The following is a 17123-nucleotide window of genomic DNA, read 5'->3' on the forward strand; positions in this document are numbered from 1 at the left end:
TCGGCGCGGGCTGGGGGCGGGCTCGGGGCGGGCTTCCGGGCCGCGGTGGAAGCCGCGCCGCGGGCGGGGGTCCTTCCCGGCAGCGCGGCGCCTCCACCACGGCCTCCGGCCGGTCTCAGCCGCCGACGTGCCGCCACGGCCTCCGGCCTCAGCCGTGACGCGTCGCCCGGTCTCGGCAGCCGGACGTGCCGGCCTGCCTCAGTCGCCGGACGCGCCGTCGGGCGATCCCGACGTCGCGCGGAGCACCTTCAGGAACTCACGCATCCAGGCCGAGTGGTCCGGCCACGCCCTGGACGAGACGAGCGTGCCGTCCACGACCGCCTCCGCGTCCTGGAACGTGGCCCCCGCGGTCTGCATGTCCGGCTCCAGCGCGGGGTACGCGGTGACCCTGCGGCCGCTGAGGCCGCCCGTCGCGGCCGTGATGAGCGGGCCGTGGCAGATCTGGGCCACCGGCCGGTCGCCGTCGAGGAACGCGCTGACGATCTTGCGCAGCTCGGCGTTGTTGCGCAGGTACTCGGGGGCCCGGCCGCCCGGGATCACCAGAGCGGCGTAGGCCCCGGGATCGACCTCGGAGAAGGCCAGGTCGGCCGGCCAGGTGTAGCCCGGCTTCTCCGTGTAGGTGTCGAAGCCCGGCTCGAAGTCATGGACCACGAAACGCAGCGTCTTGCGCTCGGGGGCCGCGATGTCGACCTCGTACCCCTCCTCGCGCAGCCGCTGGTAGGGATACAGGACTTCCAGCGACTCGGCGGCGTCACCGGTGACGAGCAGGATCTTCTGTGCCATGGCGGGGCTCCCAGGCGTCGGAGGACCGGAAGGGGCGGTTGTCGTACGGCCCGCCAGCCTGCCCCGCCGTGCGGAGTTCGCCAAGAGGGCGCGCGACGCACTGTCCAGAGTGTCAAAGTTCGTGGCCTTCTTTTGTACACATACAGCCCATGACGGTTGTGGGTGCGAGGGAGATAGCCTTGTCCCGTGATCAGCGCGATACGCCTCGGGGGCAGCGAAGCCCCCGGCCTGCGCCCGGAGTGCCACCGCACCCGGGCGATCCGCGATCTCCCCGGGGAATGCCCGCGGGTCGGGGCCATGGCCGCGACCCGCCGTACAGCCCCTGGCCCGGACCCGCTGCCGAAAATGGCCAATAAGGTCCCGGACATCTCTCATAGCGGCATAGCGTCGTCCAAGACCGGATACCCCGCGTCGTGGCGTTACGCCGTCTTTTTCACCTACGTCACGCAACGGCGCGCGACAGGAGCCAGAGGACATGCAGACCAAGCTGGACGAAGCCAAGGCCGAGCTGCTCGCACGGGCCGCCGAGGTAGCTGACAACAGCCCGGGTGGTGGTGCCGGTGGGCCGGGGGGTACCCCCAGGGTGCGCGCCGCCGCGGCCGGCACCGGGGACGAGGCCGGCCAGGGCGAGCGCCCGGCCAGGGACATGCTGCTCTCCTATCTCCAGCGCTACTACCTCCACACCGCTCCGGAGGACATCAGTGGCCGGGACCCGGTCGATGTCTTCGGCGCCGCGTCCTCCCACTACCGGCTGGCCGAGAACCGCCCCCAGGGCACGGCGAACGTCCGGGTGCACACCCCGACCGTCGAGGAGAACGGCTGGACCTCCAGCCACTCCGTCGTCGAGGTCGTCACCGACGACATGCCCTTCCTGGTCGACTCCGTCACCAATGAGCTGTCCCGCCAGGGCCGCGGCATCCATGTCGTGATCCACCCGCAGGTCATCGTCCGCCGTGACCTCACCGGCAAGCTCATCGAGGTCCTCACCGAGGGCCGCGGTGTCGCGACGAACCCCCAGGGCCGCAAGAACGCCAAGGGGGCCAAGGACGCCAAGGCGGAGCTGCCGCACGACGCGCTCGTCGAGTCCTGGATCCACGTCGAGATCGACCGCGAGACCGACCGCGCCGACCTGAAGCAGATCACCGCCGATCTGCTGCGTGTCCTGTCCGACGTACGGGAGACCGTCGAGGACTGGGAGAAGATGCGTGACGCCGCCCTGCGGATCGCCGACGACCTTCCCGGCGAACCGCTGGACGATCTGGCCGACGAGGAGGTCGACGAGGCCCGCGAGCTGCTGCGCTGGCTGGCCGCCGACCACTTCACCTTCCTCGGCTACCGCGAGTACGAGCTCAGGGACTCCGACGCGCTGGCCGCCGTGCCCGGCACCGGCCTCGGCATCCTGCGCTCCGACCCGCAGCACACCGAGGACGAGGCGCACCCCGTCAGCCCGTCCTTCGACCGGCTGCCCGCCGACGCCCGCGCCAAGGCCCGTGAGCACAAGCTCCTCGTCCTGACGAAGGCCAACAGCCGGGCGACCGTGCACCGCCCCAGCTACCTCGACTACGTCGGGGTGAAGAAGTTCGACGCCGAGGGCAACGTCATCGGCGAGCGCCGCTTCCTCGGGCTGTTCTCGTCCGCCGCCTACACCGAGTCCGTGCGCCGGGTGCCCGTCATCCGCCGCAAGGTCGCCGAGGTGCTGGAGGGCGCGGGCTTCACGTACAACAGCCACGACGGCCGCGACCTGCTCCAGATCCTGGAGACCTACCCGCGCGACGAGCTCTTCCAGACGCCCGTCGACCAGCTCCGCTCCGTCGTCACGTCCGTGCTCTACCTCCAGGAACGCCGCCGGCTGCGGCTGTACCTGCGCCAGGACGAGTACGGCCGCTACTACTCCGCGATCGTCTACCTGCCGCGCGACCGCTACACCACCGGTGTGAGGCTCCGGCTGATCGACATCCTCAAGGAGGAGCTGGGCGGCACCAGCGTCGACTTCACCGCCTGGAACACCGAGTCGATCCTCTCCCGGCTCCACTTCGTCATCCGGGTCCCCCCGGGCACCGAGCTGCCGCACCTCACCGACGCCGACGCCGACCGCATCGAGGGCCGGCTCGTCGAGGCGGCCCGCTCCTGGGCCGACGGCTTCCAGGAGGCGCTGAACGCCGAATGCGGCGAGGAACGTGCCGCCGAGCTGCTGCGCCAGTACGGGCACTCGTTCCCCGAGGGCTACAAGGCCGACCACTCGCCGCGCGCCGCCGTGGCCGACCTGGTCCACCTCGAAGCGCTCAAGCAGGACGAGAAGGACTTCGCCCTCAGCCTGTACGAGCCCGTCGGCGCCGGCCCCGGCGAGCGCCGCTTCAAGATCTACCGGACCGGCGAGCAGGTGTCCCTGTCCGCCGTGCTCCCGGCCCTTCAGCAACTCGGTGTCGAGGTCGTCGACGAGCGGCCGTACGAGCTGCGCTGCGCCGACCGCACGCATGCCTGGATCTATGACTTCGGGCTGCGGATGCCCGTTCCCACGGGCAACGGCGGCTATCTCGCGGACGACGCCCGCGACCGGTTCCAGGACGCCTTCGCCGCCGTGTGGAAGGGCGAGGCCGAGAACGACGGCTTCAACGCCCTCGTGCTCGGCGCCGGGCTGAACTGGCGGCAGGCGATGGTGCTGCGCGCCTACGCGAAGTACCTGCGCCAGGCCGGATCGACCTTCAGCCAGGACTACATGGAGAGCACTCTCCGTACCAACGTCCACACCACCCGGCTGCTGGTCTCCCTCTTCGAGGCCCGGATGTCCCCCGAGCGCCAGCGAGCGGGTACGGAGCTGACCGACGGGCTCCTCGAAGAACTCGAAGGGGCCCTGGACCAGGTCGCCTCGCTCGACGAGGACCGGATCCTGCGGTCCTTCCTCACCGTGATCAAGGCGACCCTGCGCACCAACTTCTTCCAGATGGCGGAGAGCGGCAAGCCGCACGCCTACGTCTCGATGAAGTTCGACCCGCAGGTCATCCCGGACCTGCCCGCGCCCCGTCCGGCGTTCGAGATCTGGGTGTACTCGCCGCGCGTCGAGGGCGTCCACCTGCGCTTCGGCAAGGTCGCCCGCGGCGGGCTGCGCTGGTCGGACCGGCGCGAGGACTTCCGTACGGAGATCCTCGGCCTGGTCAAGGCGCAGATGGTGAAGAACACCGTCATCGTGCCGGTCGGCGCCAAGGGCGGCTTCGTCGCCAAGCAGCTCCCCGACCCGGCGCTCGACCGTGACGCCTGGCTGGCCGAGGGCATCGCCTCGTACCGGACGTTCATCTCGGCACTGCTCGACATCACCGACAACATGGTGGCCGGCGAGGTCGTGCCGCCCGTCGACGTCGTCCGTCACGACGAGGCGGACACCTACCTCGTCGTCGCCGCCGACAAGGGCACGGCGAGCTTCTCCGACATCGCCAACGAGATCGCCGTCGCCTACGGCTTCTGGCTCGGCGACGCCTTCGCCTCCGGCGGTTCCGTCGGCTACGACCACAAGGGCATGGGCATCACGGCCCGCGGTGCCTGGGAGTCCGTCAAGCGCCACTTCCGCGAGCTGGGCCACGACACCCAGACCGAGGACTTCACCGTCGTCGGCGTCGGCGACATGTCCGGTGACGTCTTCGGCAACGGCATGCTGCTCTCCGAGCACATCAGGCTGGTCGCGGCCTTCGACCACCGGCACATCTTCCTCGACCCGAAGCCGGACGCCGCCACCTCGTACGCGGAGCGGCGCAGGCTGTTCGACCTGCCGCGCAGCTCCTGGGCCGACTACAGCACGGACCTGCTCTCCGCGGGCGGCGGCGTCCACCCCCGTACCGCGAAGGCGATCCCGCTCAACGCGCACATCCGCGAGGCGCTCGGCATCGACCCGGGCATCGCCAAGATGACGCCCGCCGAGCTGATGCAGACCATCCTCAAGGCCCCCGTCGACCTCGTGTGGAACGGCGGCATCGGCACGTACATCAAGGCCTCGTCGGAGTCGAACACCGACGTCGGCGACAAGGCCAACGACCCGATCCGGGTCAATGGCGAGGACCTGCGCGCCAAGGTCGTCGGCGAGGGCGGCAACCTCGGGGCCACCCAGCTCGGCCGGATCGAGTTCGCCCGCACCGGCGGCCGGATCAACACCGACGCGATCGACAACAGCGCCGGTGTGGACACCTCCGACCACGAGGTGAACATCAAGATCCTGCTCAACGGTCTGGTCCGGGACGGCGACATGACCGTCAAGCAGCGCAACAAGCTGCTCGCCGAGATGACCGACGAGGTCGGCGGGCTGGTGCTGCGCAACAACTACGCGCAGAACACCGCGCTCGCCAACGCCACCGCCCAGTCCCCGTCCCTGCTCCACGCCCACCAGCGCTTCATGCGCCGGCTGGGCCGCGACGGACACCTGGACCGGGCGCTGGAGTTCCTGCCGAACGACCGGCAGATCCGCGAGCTCCTCAACGGCGGCAAGGGGCTGAGCCAGCCCGAGCTGGCCGTCCTGCTCGCGTACACCAAGATCACGACCGCCGACGAGCTGATCTCCACCAGCCTGCCGGACGATCCGTATCTGCAGAAGCTCCTGCACGCGTACTTCCCGGAGCGGCTGCACGAGCGCTTCCCCGAGGCGGTGGACGGGCACGCCCTGCGGCGCGAGATCATCACGACCGTCCTGGTCAACGACACCGTGAACACCGGTGGCTCGACCTTCCTGCACCGGCTGCGGGAGGAGACCGGCGCCTCGATCGAGGAAATCGTGCGGGCGCAGGCGGCGGCCCGGGAGATCTTCGGCCTGGCGCAGGTGTGGGACGCCGTGGAGTCGCTCGACAACAAGGTCGCGGCCGATGTCCAGACCCGTATCCGGCTCCACTCGCGCCGGCTGGTCGAGCGCGGTTCGCGCTGGCTCCTGGGCAACCGGCCGCAGCCGGTCCAGATCGCGGAGACCATCGCCTTCTTCAGGGACGGGGTCGAGCAGGTCTGGAACGAGCTGCCCAAGCTGCTCATGGGCGCCGACCTCGACTGGTACCGGTCGATCCTGGACGAACTCACCTCGGTGGGGGTCCCGGACGAGCTGGCGACCCGGGTCGCCGGGTTCTCCTCCGCCTTCCCGGCGCTGGACATCGTGGCGATCGCGGACCGGACGGGCAAGGCCCCGCTGGCCGTCGCCGAGGTGTACTACGACCTCGCCGACCGGCTGCGGATCACCCAGCTGATGGACCGGATCATCGAACTGCCGCGGGCGGACCGCTGGCAGTCCATGGCCCGCGCCTCCATCCGCGAGGACCTGTACGCCGCGCACGCCGCGCTGACGGCCGACGTGCTGGGCGTGGGCAACGGGACCTCGACGCCGGAAGAGCGGTTCAGGGCGTGGGAGGAGAAGAACGCGGCGATCCTGACCCGTTCGCGGGCCACGCTGGAGGAGATCCAGAGCTCGGACGCGTTCGACCTGGCGAACCTGTCGGTGGCGATGCGGACCATGCGGACGCTGCTGCGTACGCACGCGTAGGGCCGATGCCGTAGGCGGTCGGGGACGAGTGCGGGTACCGGCTCGTCCCCGACCGCCGTACGGGCCCGGTCACTTCTTCTTGGTGAACCGCTCGTAGGCGGCGACCACCTGTTTCGCCGGACCGTCCATGCGCAGCGTTCCCGCTTCCAGCCAGAGCGCCCGGTCGCAGGTCTCGGTGATCGACTTGTTGCTGTGGCTGACCAGGAAGACCGTGCCGGCCTCCTTGCGCAGCTCCATGATCCGGTCCTTGCTGCGGCGCTGGAATCTCGCGTCGCCCGTGGACAGCGCCTCGTCGATCAGCAGCACGTCGTGGCTCTTGGCGGCGGCGATGGAGAACCGCAGGCGGGCGCCCATGCCCGAGGAGTACGTCCGCATCGGCAGGGTGATGAAGTCGCCCTTCTCGTTGATGCCGGAGAAGTCCACGATCCGGTCGTAGCGCTCGCGGATCTGGCGGCGCGTCATGCCCATCGCGAGCCCGCCGAGCACGACATTGCGCTCGCCGGTCAGATCGCTCATCAACGCGGCGTTCACGCCGAGCAGCGACGGCTGCCCCTGGGTGTGGACATGGCCCTCGGTCGGCGGCAGCAGCCCCGCGATGGCCTTCAGGAGCGTCGACTTCCCCGATCCGTTGGAGCCGATCAGGCCGATGGCCTCCCCTTTGTACGCGGCGAAGCTGACCCCCTTCACCGCGTGCACCTCGCGGACGCCGGGGCTCTGCCGGCGCGAGGTGAGCCGGCTCAGGGCGGAGGTCGCGCTGCCCCGCCCGGTACGGGCCCCGTGGACCTTGTAGGTGATGTGGACCCCGTCGACGACGACGGTGGGGACCCGGTTGTCGGGCGCGCCGGGGGTTCCGGGTGCGCCGGCCGGGCCGGGGCCCGCGCCGGGTGCTTCGGGTGCGCTGGTCGCGCCGGGTGTCTCAGCCACGTCCGTACTGCTCCTCCGCCTGCCAGAAGTACACGAATCCGGCCACTCCGCACAGGAGCGCCCAGCCCGCCGCGACCGCCCAGACGTGCGGGGGCAGCTGGTCCCGGGCGAAACTGTCGATGAGCGCGTAGCGCATCAGGTCGATGTAGACGGCCGCCGGGTTGTACTCCAGCGCCACCATCACGAAGTGCGGGACCCGGTCGCCCTTGAGCAGGCTGTCCAGGCTCCACATGACGCCCGAGGAGTACATCCACGTACGCAGCACGAACGGCGTCAGCTGCGCGATGTCCGGGGTCTTGGCGGTGAGCCGCGCCACGGCCATCGACACACCGGTGTTGAACACGGCCTGAAGCATCAGCGCGGGGACCGCCAGCAGCCAGGACGGCCGCGGGTACTGGCCGAAGACGAGCAGGATCAGGAACAGCGCGCCCATCGAGAAGAGCAGCTGCTGGAGCTGTTGCAGGGCCAGCGCCACGGGCAGCGAGGCACGCGGGAAGTGCAGGGCCCGGACCAGGCCGATGTTGCCGCTGATGGCCCGGGTGCCCGCCGTGATCGAGCTGCTGGTGAAGGTCCAGATGAAGACGCCGGTGACCAGGAACGGGACGAAGTCGGCGACGCCGTGCTTCGTGTTCATCAGGACGCCGAAGATGAAGTAGTAGACCGTCGCGTTCAGCAGCGGGGTCATGATCTGCCAGATCTGACCGAGTTTCGCCTGGCTGTACTGCGCGGTCAGCTTGGCGGTGGCGAACGCCGTGATGAAGTGCCGGCGCCCCCAGAGCTGCCGGATGTACGCGCCCAGCGACGGCCGGGCCCCGCTGACGGTCAGCCCGTGCCGGGCGGCGAGCGCGGCCAGTTCTCCCGGGGCGTAGACGGGCGGCTGGGGGGAGGTGGGTGCGGTGGGTGCGGGTGCGGGTGCGGTGTCCACCGGGGGCGGTGGAGCGGCTGTCTGGCTCACCACGATCGCTTTCGACGGAGGGGGGTGAAACGTCCGGAGGAACGTCGGACGGCGGGGCTGGGAAGTGGTTCGACGACACATCACGGTCGACGGGACGGAACCGTATCGTCGTAACGCTGAGAGTAGGACGCTCCGACGTCGCAACGCAACCGTTTCGTCGTTACGGACTATCATTCGGCCATGACCACTGAACGGGGATCCCGTCGCCGCGCCCCGGCGGGCGCCGCCGTGCTGCGGGAGGACGTGACCGACGCGATCCGCGCCGCCGTCTTCGAGGAACTGGCCGCCTCGGGATTCGCCCGGATGTCCATCGAGGGCATCGCACGGCGTGCGGGCGTCGGCAAGACCGCCGTCTACCGCCGCTGGAAGTCCAAGCTCCACCTCGTTCTGGACCTGGTCTCGGCGGTCGCGGCCCAGGGCATGCCGGCCCCGGCCACCGGTTCGCTGCACGGGGACGTGCGGGCCGTGCTCGAACTGGCCGCGTACGCGCTGCGCCACCCCGTCGCCTCGCAGGTGATCCCGGACCTGCTCGTCGAGGCGGCCCGCAATCCGGAGATCTCGGACGCGATCAAGGCCGCCCTGCTCGACCCGCAGCAGGGCGTCGCCGCGGTCGTCGTCCGGGCGGCGGTGGCCCGCGGCGAACTGCCGGAGGGCAGCGATCCGGGCCGTGCCCTGGACCTGATCGTCGGCCCGCTCTACTGGCGGCTGGCCGTGGTCCGCGGTGATCTGCCCAAGGGGTATCTGGACGATCTGGCCGCGTCGGCGGTCGCCGCGCTCAGGAACACCTGACCGGCACGGACCTCTGACCGGCATGGTTTTCCGATCGGAACGGTCCTCCGATCGGCACCCGCCCCTGAACCGCGCGGGTCCTCGTGGGGCGTCGCTGCCGTGCCCCGTCAGCCCCTCAGCTCCGTCAGCCTCCGTCGGTGAGCAGCCGGTCCGCGACCCGGCCCGCCGCCCCGCCGTCGTCCAGGTCGCAGTAGTCGCGCCGGAAGCTCTCGTACGCGTCCGCGTGCCGGGCCGCGAGCGCCCCGGTGTCCCGCAGCGCCAGGGCGACCTCCCGCGTGGTGACGAGCAGCGGACCCGGGGCCCTGGTCTCGAAGTCCAGACAGAAGCCGCGCACGGTGTCGCGGTAGTGCTCCAGGTCGTAGGTGTGGAAGAGCATCGGGCGGCCGGTGTGCGCGAAGTCGAACACCAGGCCCGCGTAGTCGGTGACCAGGACATCGGCGATCAGCAGCAGCTCGGCGGTGTCCGGGTGCCCGGAGACGTCGCGCACGGCGGGCCCCTGCGGCAGGCCGCCGGTCACCCGGGGGTGCCTGCGGACCAGCACCGTGTGGCCGTCGCCGAGCGACCGCGCCAGGGCGTGCGTGTCCAGCGCCGGGTCCCAGCGGTACAGGGCGGGGGAGTGTGCGGGGAGTGCGCCCGGCGCATGGGCCAGCTGGTCGCGGTACGTCGGCGCGTACAGCACCACGCGGTGTCCGTCCGGGATGCCGAGGCCGCGCCTGACCCGCTCGGCGGTCTTGTCGCGGTCGGGCGAGAAGAGCAGGTCGTTCGCGGGTGAGCCGGCCTCCAGCACCTCGCCCCCGTACGCCAGTGAGCGGCGCAGCAGGGGCGTGGCGAAACGGCTGGGGGAGACCAGCACGGACCACTGGGACGAGCGGTGCGGCAGGGTGGCGAGGTCGTGGTGGTCGGCGTACAGGGTGTCCGTCAGGCCGGTGCCGAAGCGGCCGAGCGGGGTGCCGTGCCAGGTCTGGACGACGGTCTGCCCCGGGCGGCGCTCGAACCAGGCGGGCAGCTGTTCGTCGGTGACGATCCGCCGGGCCCGCGCCAGCGCCTCGTACCAGTCGGCGCTGTGCGCGAGAACCGTGCGCGCGGCGGGCGGTACGGGTGCGGCGCGCCCGGGGACGGTGCCGGTGACGTAGAGGTGCTCGGTGTCGGTGCCGCGGCGTACCAGCTCGGTGTGGACGGCACGGGGGGAGTCCCCGCCCGCGTAGAGGACGGCGTCGTGGAGCGGGAGCGTGCGCCGGTCCCAGTAGTGCGTGGTGCGCAGACGGCGCTGGCGGTACGCGCCCCGCTCGGCGGGGGCGAGGGACGGTCCGATGCACACGGTCAGCCGGTCGCCGTGCCGCCGGTCGAGCACCGGCTCGGCGTGCCGGTTCCGGTGCCGGCTCCCGTTCGTGCCCTCGGTCACCTCGGTCACCCTCTCGTGCCGGTTCTCGCTCCCGCTCTCGTTCCGGATCTCGTTCCGGATCTCGTTCCGGATCTCATTCCGCTCGTCGTTCCGGAGGGGGAGGCGGGCGGCGAGGGAGGCCAGGACGCGGACCGGGGTGCCGTGGAGGTACAGGCCCCACCGGCCCTCCGGGAGCGAGCCGGGGACCAGCGCGGTGAAGCGGCCCGCCCGGCGGTCCATGGGCACGGTCACCGTCTCGCGCAGGGTCTCGTGGCGGAGCGTGAGGGAGTCATGGGTCCCGGCGCCGGTGCCGGTTTCCGCCCCTGCCCCCGCCGGTGCTGCCGCCGCCGTTCCCGCCTCCGCCGCCGTACCTGTGATGCGCAGCCCGCCGTCCTCCGCCCACTCCGCCCCGTCCGCGAACGGCTGCCCGCTCACGTCCACCACCAGCTCGCCCGCCGCGTCGGCGAGGGCCGGAGGCGGCAGGTCGGGGGCGGCGGCCAGCGGGACCCGTGTCCCGTCGGCCATGACCAGCCGGGCCCGCCAGCGCACACCGGATTCCGGTTCGACCTCGACGGGAGCCAGGTGCGGGGCGGGCGGTACGGCGGCGAGGTCCGCCAGGGGAACGCGCGCCGAGAAGACCGCGCCGCCCCCCTCACGGCCCGCGCCCCCGCCGTCCCCCTCGCTCCCTTCGTCCCCGCACACCACCGGACAGGTCCACTCCGCCCCGGCGCCTTCGGCCGCCCCGTCACGGGTCAGCAGCAGGGCGGCCGGGCGGGCCGCCCCGTACAGCCGGCCGGTCACCTCAAGGGTCCCTCCGCTTCCGCTTCCGCTTCCGCTGCCGTTTCCGATTCCGCTTCCGTCGCCGTCGTGAGCCTCGGCCAGCGCGGGCACCTGCGACACGGTCAGCACGAGGCGACCGCCCAGATAGCCGAGCACCGCCCGCCGTCCCCCGCCCAGGTCGTGGACCAGGGGCTGCGCGGCGGCGGCGTCCACGGCGCGGACGGCCACGCGGCGGGCCACGCCATGACCGGCGACCACGATCCCCACCAGCCAGCTGCCCGGCCGCAGCCGGTGCGGGTCGAGGACCATCTCGAAGCCGGAGTGGTCGTAACAGTGCGGCTCCTGCCCCGAGTCGACGGTCGCCCCGGGCATCGGGACGGACCGTACGGGCACGGTCCGCAGCCGTCGGCCTTCGGCCGTACGCACCATCCCCACCTTGAGCGAGTGCCGGGCCTTCCCCGCCCCGAGGTTGCGGATGTACGCGTACCCGCGCAGCCGGAGCTTCCCGTCCTCCCCCCAGGACGCGTCCGACAGCCGTGCCACGGCGGGCAGATCGGTACGCGACAGCCGGGCGCTCGCCCCGTCGACACCGGGGTACACCGCCCGCCGCCGCCCCGGCAGCCCCTCCACCGCGAACGTTCCCGCGCCGTTGGTCCGCTCGAAGGCGAGGACGGCCAGCAGCTCGTCCAGCCGGCGTTCGCGCACCAGCCGCCACTTGATGCGCAGCTCCACCGGCAGCCCGTCCAGGACACCGTCCCCGGCCCGGTCCAGGAAGGCGCCCGCGTCCGCCAGGAACGCCGAGCGGTAGGCCGTGCCGCCCATCGGCAGCCCGTCCAGGAAGTACACGAAGTCGTCGCGCAGACAGGACGTGTCGTACGCCCGCCGCTGCGCCGGGTCCCGTCCCGCCAGGAACGCGCTGACCTGTTCGCACGCGGCGATCCGGTCCCGTACGCCCTGCACGTCCGTACGCCGCCGGGTGATCGATCCCTCCCGCACCCGCCAGTAGTAGACATGCTCGTGCAGGACGTCGGCGGACCGGGCGAGGTGGTGCGCCGGGATCATCACCGGGGTGTCCTCGTAGAGCTTCCCCTCCGGGAAGGCGAAGGCGTGCCGGTCCCAGAAGGAGCGCCGGAACACCTTGTTCCAGGCGACCCGGTCCGCGAGCAGGCGCGGATCGCGGGTGATGTGGGTACGGCGGTGGGTGCCGGTCAGCCAGCGGTACTGCCAGGCCTGCTGCCGCCCCCGCTCGTCGAGCCGCCACACATTGCCGGTCACCAGGTCGGAGCCGGTCGACTCCAGGGAGGCCAGCATCCGTTCGTACGCGTCGTGCACGACGATGTCGTCGCTGTCGGCGAACGCCAGGTACGGGACACCGGGAGTGGTGTGGCGGATCCCGGTGTTCCGGGCCGCGCTGAGCCCCGCGTTGGGCTGGTGGACGCAGCGGAAGCGGCTGTCGCGTGCCGCGAACTCCTCCGCGATCCGGCGGCTGCCGTCCGTCGAGCCGTCATCGACGAGCACCACCTCGATCGCGTCGAGGGTCTGCCCGGCCACCGACCGCAGGCACGCCCCGAGGAAGTCCTCGACGTTGTGGACCGGGACGACGACGCTGAGGAGTGGCTTCATGCCCTGCCTCAACCGGGGTGGGACCACCGGGTCACCGGCGCTGCCCCGAACGGGTGAATGGGGTGACCGCCATGCGCGCGGGCGCGATTACGCTCGGCTGCCATGCTGCTCAGTGTCGTCGTGGCCGTTCACCGTTCCCAGGGATATCTGAGGGCGGCCCTGGACTCCGTGTGCGGGCAGACGGTCGCGGATGCGGGGGCGTGCGCGTGGGAGCTGATCGTCGTCGATGACGGTTCGGCGGACGGCGCGGCCATCGCCGCCGACTACGCGCGGCGCGATCCCCGGGTGCGCGTGCTGGCACCGCCGGACGGGAACCGGGAGGACGGACACCAGGGGGACGGTCCCCACGGGGACGAACCCCGGGGGGACGGACGCCCGGTGTCCGGAGCCGGTGCGAGGTCCGCTTCCGCGACCGGCACCGGTGCGGCCCGAAACGCCGGGGCGGCCGTGGCGCGGGGGCGGTATCTCCTCTTCCTGGACCCCGAGGACCTGTTGCTGCCGGGCGCGCTGGGGGCGATGGCGGAACGGCTGGACGCGCGACGGGCGGACGGGCAACGAGCGGGCGGGCAACGGGCGGACGGGCAGTGGGCGGACGGGCAGTGGGCGGACGGGCAACGGGCGGACGGGGACGGGCCGGACGGGGACGGGCCGGACGGGGACGGGCCGGACGGGGACGGGCCGGATGTCCTGTGCCTCGGCCACGACCGTGTCGACTGGTGGGGGGAGGTCCGGCCGCCGGACGAGGCGCCCGCCCCCGGCGCCCAGCTCTTCCGCCGCGCGTTCTGGACGGCCCACCGGCTCCACTTCCCCGACGGCCCGTACGAGGACGTCGTCCCCGTCCACCGCGCGCGTCTGCTCGCCGCCGGCTCCGGCACGCTCGACCGGCTCGACCGGCTCTGCGTCCGCCACCGCCTGCGCCGCGCCGGAACCTTCGCCACCACACCGGGCCGCGCGCACTTCGCGGTCATCGACGCCTACGCCCGCCTCCTCGCCGAGACCGGCGACGACCCCCGCGTCCACCCCCTGCGCACCACGCATCTGCTGGCCGTCCTGGCGGACCCCGGCCGGATCCGGCCCGGCGACCGGGCCGCCTTCTTCCGGGCCGCCGGGCTGCCGGGCGGATACCCCGCCCACCGGGCCCGGCAGGCCGCCCGGACCGGCCGCGCCCGGACGCGGGAGGCGTCGGTGCGGAGCAGGAAGGCGCTGCGCACCCGGGTCATGGGGGCCGCCTACCGTGCCGACCTCCACCGGCCGCTGGACCCGGACCTCGCCGTGTACGGGGCCTACTGGAACCGGGGCGTCGCCTGCAACCCGGCCGCCATCCACGCCGGGGCCCGCGAACTCGCCCCGCACATCCGCGGCCTGTGGGTGGTCTCCTCCCGGTACCGCGACCGGGTCCCGCCGGGCATCGAGTACGTCATCGAGGGCTCGCGCGCCTACTGGCGGGCGATGGCCACCGCGACGTATCTCATCAACAACTCCAGCTTCCCCGGCGGCTTCACCAAACGCCCCGGCCAGCGCTACCTCCAGACCCACCACGGGACCCCGCTGAAGACCATGGGCCTGGACCAGCGGAGCTACCCGGCCCTGACCAACGGCATCAGTTTCGAGAGGATCCTCGCCCATGCCGACCAGTGGGACTTCAGCCTCTCCGCCAACCCGCACACCACCGAGATCTGGGACCGGGTCTACCCGTCCTCGTACGAGCACCTCAACCTCGGCCATCCGCGCAACGACGTCTTCTTCACCGCGACGCGGGACCGGATCGCGACGCTGCGCGCGGACCTCGGCATCGCCCCCGGTCAGACCGCCCTGCTGTACGCCCCGACCCACCGCGACTACCGCAAGGGCTTCGTCCCGCGGCTCGACCTGGACCGGTTCACCCGTGAACTGGGGCCCCAGTACGTGGTGCTGGTGCGGGCCCACTATTTCTACGGGCGTTCGGCCGGGCTCGAAGGGTCCGGCCGCGCCATCGACGTCACGGGCCACCCGAGCGTCGAGGAACTCTGCCTGGCGGCCGACGCGTTGATCACCGACTACTCCTCCCTGATGTTCGACTACGCCTGCCTGGACCGCCCGCTCATCTGCTACGCCCCCGACTGGGAGGCCTACCGGGCCTCGCGCGGAACGTACTTCGACCTGCTCTCCGGGCTCCCCGGCGACACCCCGGGGGCCGTCGCCGCGACCCAGGACGAGCTGCTGGAGGTGGTGCGGTCGGGCGAGTGGTGCTCGCCCCGGACGGACGCCCTGCGCACCGCGTTCCGGGAGCGGTTCTGTCCGTACGACGACGGGCACGCGGCGGAACGCGTGGTGCGGCGGTTCTTCGGAACGGGCTGAAAGGCCGAGCGGTACGGGGCGAAGGCCCCAGCGGAACGTGAAGGCCCGAGCCGCACCGGGTGAAGGCCCGAGCCGCATCGGGTGAACAACCCGAGCCGCACCGGGTGAAGGCCACATGGCACCGGTGAACGCCCGAGCCGGGCACGGTGAGTGGGCGCCGCCACTCGAACGGCGCAGCGTCCGCAGTCGGTGCGATCCCTCTGCCCGGCCCCGTCGTTGTCCTCAACAGCTCGCGCACACCGCAATGTTGGGAGAACGACCATGCACCGGTCCGCCTACGAGCAGATGGCACTCTGCATCGGGGAGTATCTGCCCACGTCGACCAGGCATCGCGTCGTCGACCTCGGCTCGCGCGTCTCCGGGCGGCAGAAGCGCACCCACAAGGGGCTGCTCGCCGGGCACGACATCGACTACTTCGGGGTCGACGTGCTCGACGGGCCCAACGTCGACGCCGTGATGACCAGGCCGTACCGCATCCCCGCCAAGTCCAACAGCGCCGATGTCGTGCTGTCCGGGCAGGCCTTCGAGCACATCCCGTTCTTCTGGGCGACGATGCTGGAGATCGCCCGGGTCCTGAAGCCCGGCGGGCACGCCTTCATCACCGCCCCCTCGCGCGGACACGTCCACGACGCCCAGGACTGCTGGCGCTACTACCCCGACGGATTCCGCGCCCTGGCCGCCCACTCCCGGCTCGAACTGCGCGAGGCGTACACGGACTTCCCGCCGACCAGGGGCATCTGGCACGACTACCGGGCGATCGACGGGAAGGCCGCCTACTGGGGCGACTCCGTCGGCGTCTTCCGCAAGCCGCAGCGCTACCCCCGGCTGACCATGTTCGCCGTGCGGGAGCTGGCCGTCTGGTGGGCGAACCGGGTCGGTGGGGTCGACGGTGTTCCGCTGCCCCGGACCCTGGAGGGGCGCGAGCGGTGCGGCCGTCCCGAGGGGGTCCCCGCCGGGGCTTTTGGGGAGTCCCCGGCCGCGGCCCCCGAAGGCGTACCGGCGCCTACGGAGCCCGGGGACGTTCCCGCGCGGACCGAAGCCGGTTCCTGACCATGGGGCAACAGGGGCGAATCAATGGCAGGTTGACGAAAGATGACATGTGCGGCAAACCGCGCGTACTGTCCGGGGGCATGGCTTGGCGCAACGCCGTCAACGGCGTCCTTCAGCAGTTCACCGGATATCAGCTCAGGCGCGTGATGGTGCCCGCCGCCCGTACCGCCCCGGCGGAACCGGCCCCCGAACCCGTCGTGGCAGCCCGGACGGAGCCGGCCCCCGAGCCGAAGGCGGAGGCGGCGGCGAAGCCCAGGCCGAAGCCGAAGGCGGTCGCGCAGTTCCCGGCGGACTACGACGACGAGGCGAAGGACATCATCCGTGCGGTCAAGCCGTACTCGATGACGTCCCCCGAGCGGCTCAACGCCCTCATCCTGGCGACCCGGCACATCGTCCGGCACGACATCCCCGGCGACATCGTCGAGTGCGGTGTGTGGCGCGGCGGTTCCATGCAGGCCTGTGCGAAGACCCTGCTGTCGCTCGGCGAGACCGAGCGCGAGCTGTACCTCTTCGACACGTACGAGGGCATGACCCCGCCCACGGCGGAGGACCTGCGGCGCGACGGCAGGTCGGCGCAGGAGCTGCTCGACGCCCAGGGCAAGGACCGGCCGATCTGGGCGGTGGCCTCGCTGGAGGACGTCATGGCGGGCTTCGCGACCGTCCCGTACCCGAAGAGCCGTATCCACTATGTGCGGGGCAGGGTCGAGGACACCCTCCCGGCGAACGCGCCGGAGCGGATCTCGATCCTGCGTCTCGACACCGACTGGTACGCCTCCACCAGGCACGAGCTGGAGCACCTCTACTCGCGGCTGGTGAGCGGGGGAGTGCTGCTGATCGACGACTACGGGTACTGGCAGGGGTCGCGGCAGGCCGTCGACGAGTTCCTGGAGAAGACCGGCGAGCGGCTGTTGCTGCTGCGCATGGACGAGGGCCGGATCGCCGTCAAACCCTGAGCGGCGGCACCTGACGGATTCCCGCAGGCGTCACCGCGGGAAGCG

Annotated in this window: 9 protein-coding genes; 5 read left to right on the forward strand and 4 right to left on the reverse strand. The window is 71.9% G+C overall.

Annotation, left to right across the window (positions count from 1 at the left end):
- Window positions 1-198: 198 nt before the first annotated feature.
- Window positions 199-783 carry a DJ-1/PfpI family protein gene (locus ABT170_RS19180; protein WP_351868785.1) on the reverse strand — a complete coding sequence of 195 codons (585 nt, stop codon included), beginning with the start codon at window positions 781-783 and terminating at the stop codon, window positions 199-201.
- Between the two features lie 475 nt (window positions 784-1258).
- On the opposite strand from ABT170_RS19180, the gene ABT170_RS19185 reads away from it, so the two are divergent.
- Window positions 1259-6286 carry an NAD-glutamate dehydrogenase gene (locus ABT170_RS19185; RefSeq protein WP_329944170.1) on the forward strand — a complete coding sequence of 1676 codons (5028 nt, stop codon included), beginning with the start codon at window positions 1259-1261 and terminating at the stop codon, window positions 6284-6286.
- Window positions 6287-6355: 69 nt separating this feature from the next.
- Here ABT170_RS19185 and ABT170_RS19190 read toward each other — a convergent pair whose 3' ends face one another.
- A complete protein-coding gene (locus ABT170_RS19190; protein WP_329944404.1) occupies window positions 6356-7081 on the reverse strand; it encodes an ABC transporter ATP-binding protein in 726 nt (241 codons plus the stop codon).
- A 121-nt stretch (window positions 7082-7202) separates the two neighbouring features.
- Window positions 7203-8168 carry an ABC transporter permease gene (locus ABT170_RS19195; protein WP_351868789.1) on the reverse strand — a complete coding sequence of 322 codons (966 nt, stop codon included), beginning with the start codon at window positions 8166-8168 and terminating at the stop codon, window positions 7203-7205.
- A 177-nt stretch (window positions 8169-8345) separates the two neighbouring features.
- Here ABT170_RS19195 and ABT170_RS19200 point away from each other — a divergent pair, with 177 nt between their 5' ends.
- A complete protein-coding gene (locus ABT170_RS19200; protein ID WP_351868792.1) occupies window positions 8346-8954 on the forward strand; it encodes a TetR/AcrR family transcriptional regulator in 609 nt (202 codons plus the stop codon).
- A 124-nt stretch (window positions 8955-9078) separates the two neighbouring features.
- On the opposite strand, the gene ABT170_RS19205 is transcribed toward ABT170_RS19200, so the two are convergent.
- Window positions 9079-12738: a bifunctional glycosyltransferase/CDP-glycerol:glycerophosphate glycerophosphotransferase gene (locus ABT170_RS19205; RefSeq protein ID WP_351868795.1), complete on the reverse strand. Its 3660-nt coding sequence runs from the start codon at window positions 12736-12738 to the stop codon at window positions 9079-9081.
- Between the two features lie 102 nt (window positions 12739-12840).
- On the opposite strand from ABT170_RS19205, the gene ABT170_RS19210 reads away from it, so the two are divergent.
- The 3 genes from ABT170_RS19210 (at window position 12841) to ABT170_RS19220 (ending at window position 17078) form a co-directional block, all read left to right on the forward strand.
- The gene (locus ABT170_RS19210; protein ID WP_351868797.1) at window positions 12841-15075 is read left to right on the forward strand and encodes a bifunctional glycosyltransferase/CDP-glycerol:glycerophosphate glycerophosphotransferase; all 2235 of its coding nucleotides are present in this window, start codon (window positions 12841-12843) and stop codon (window positions 15073-15075) included.
- Between the two features lie 261 nt (window positions 15076-15336).
- The gene (locus ABT170_RS19215; RefSeq protein WP_329944175.1) at window positions 15337-16125 is read left to right on the forward strand and encodes a methyltransferase domain-containing protein; all 789 of its coding nucleotides are present in this window, start codon (window positions 15337-15339) and stop codon (window positions 16123-16125) included.
- Between the two features lie 80 nt (window positions 16126-16205).
- Window positions 16206-17078, forward strand: a complete 873-nt coding sequence (locus ABT170_RS19220) for a TylF/MycF/NovP-related O-methyltransferase (RefSeq protein ID WP_443034318.1) — start codon at window positions 16206-16208, stop codon at window positions 17076-17078.
- The last annotated feature ends 45 nt before the right edge of the window (window positions 17079-17123 follow it).

It is taken from the genome of Streptomyces sp. NPDC001787 (assembly GCF_040297465.1).
GTDB lineage: Bacteria > Actinomycetota > Actinomycetes > Streptomycetales > Streptomycetaceae > Streptomyces.

Bases quoted from the DNA above. Each gene is read 5' to 3' on its own strand.
- ABT170_RS19185 (WP_329944170.1), top strand. From the start codon at position 1,259: ATGCAGACCAAGCTGGACGAAGCCAAGGCCGAGCTGCTCGCACGGGCC.
- ABT170_RS19220 (WP_443034318.1), top strand. From the start codon at position 16,206: ATGGCTTGGCGCAACGCCGTCAACGGCGTCCTTCAGCAGTTCACCGGA.
- ABT170_RS19180 (WP_351868785.1), bottom strand. From the start codon at position 783: ATGGCACAGAAGATCCTGCTCGTCACCGGTGACGCCGCCGAGTCGCTG.
- ABT170_RS19210 (WP_351868797.1), top strand. From the start codon at position 12,841: ATGCTGCTCAGTGTCGTCGTGGCCGTTCACCGTTCCCAGGGATATCTG.
- ABT170_RS19205 (WP_351868795.1), bottom strand. From the start codon at position 12,738: ATGAAGCCACTCCTCAGCGTCGTCGTCCCGGTCCACAACGTCGAGGAC.
- ABT170_RS19200 (WP_351868792.1), top strand. From the start codon at position 8,346: ATGACCACTGAACGGGGATCCCGTCGCCGCGCCCCGGCGGGCGCCGCC.
- ABT170_RS19215 (WP_329944175.1), top strand. From the start codon at position 15,337: ATGCACCGGTCCGCCTACGAGCAGATGGCACTCTGCATCGGGGAGTAT.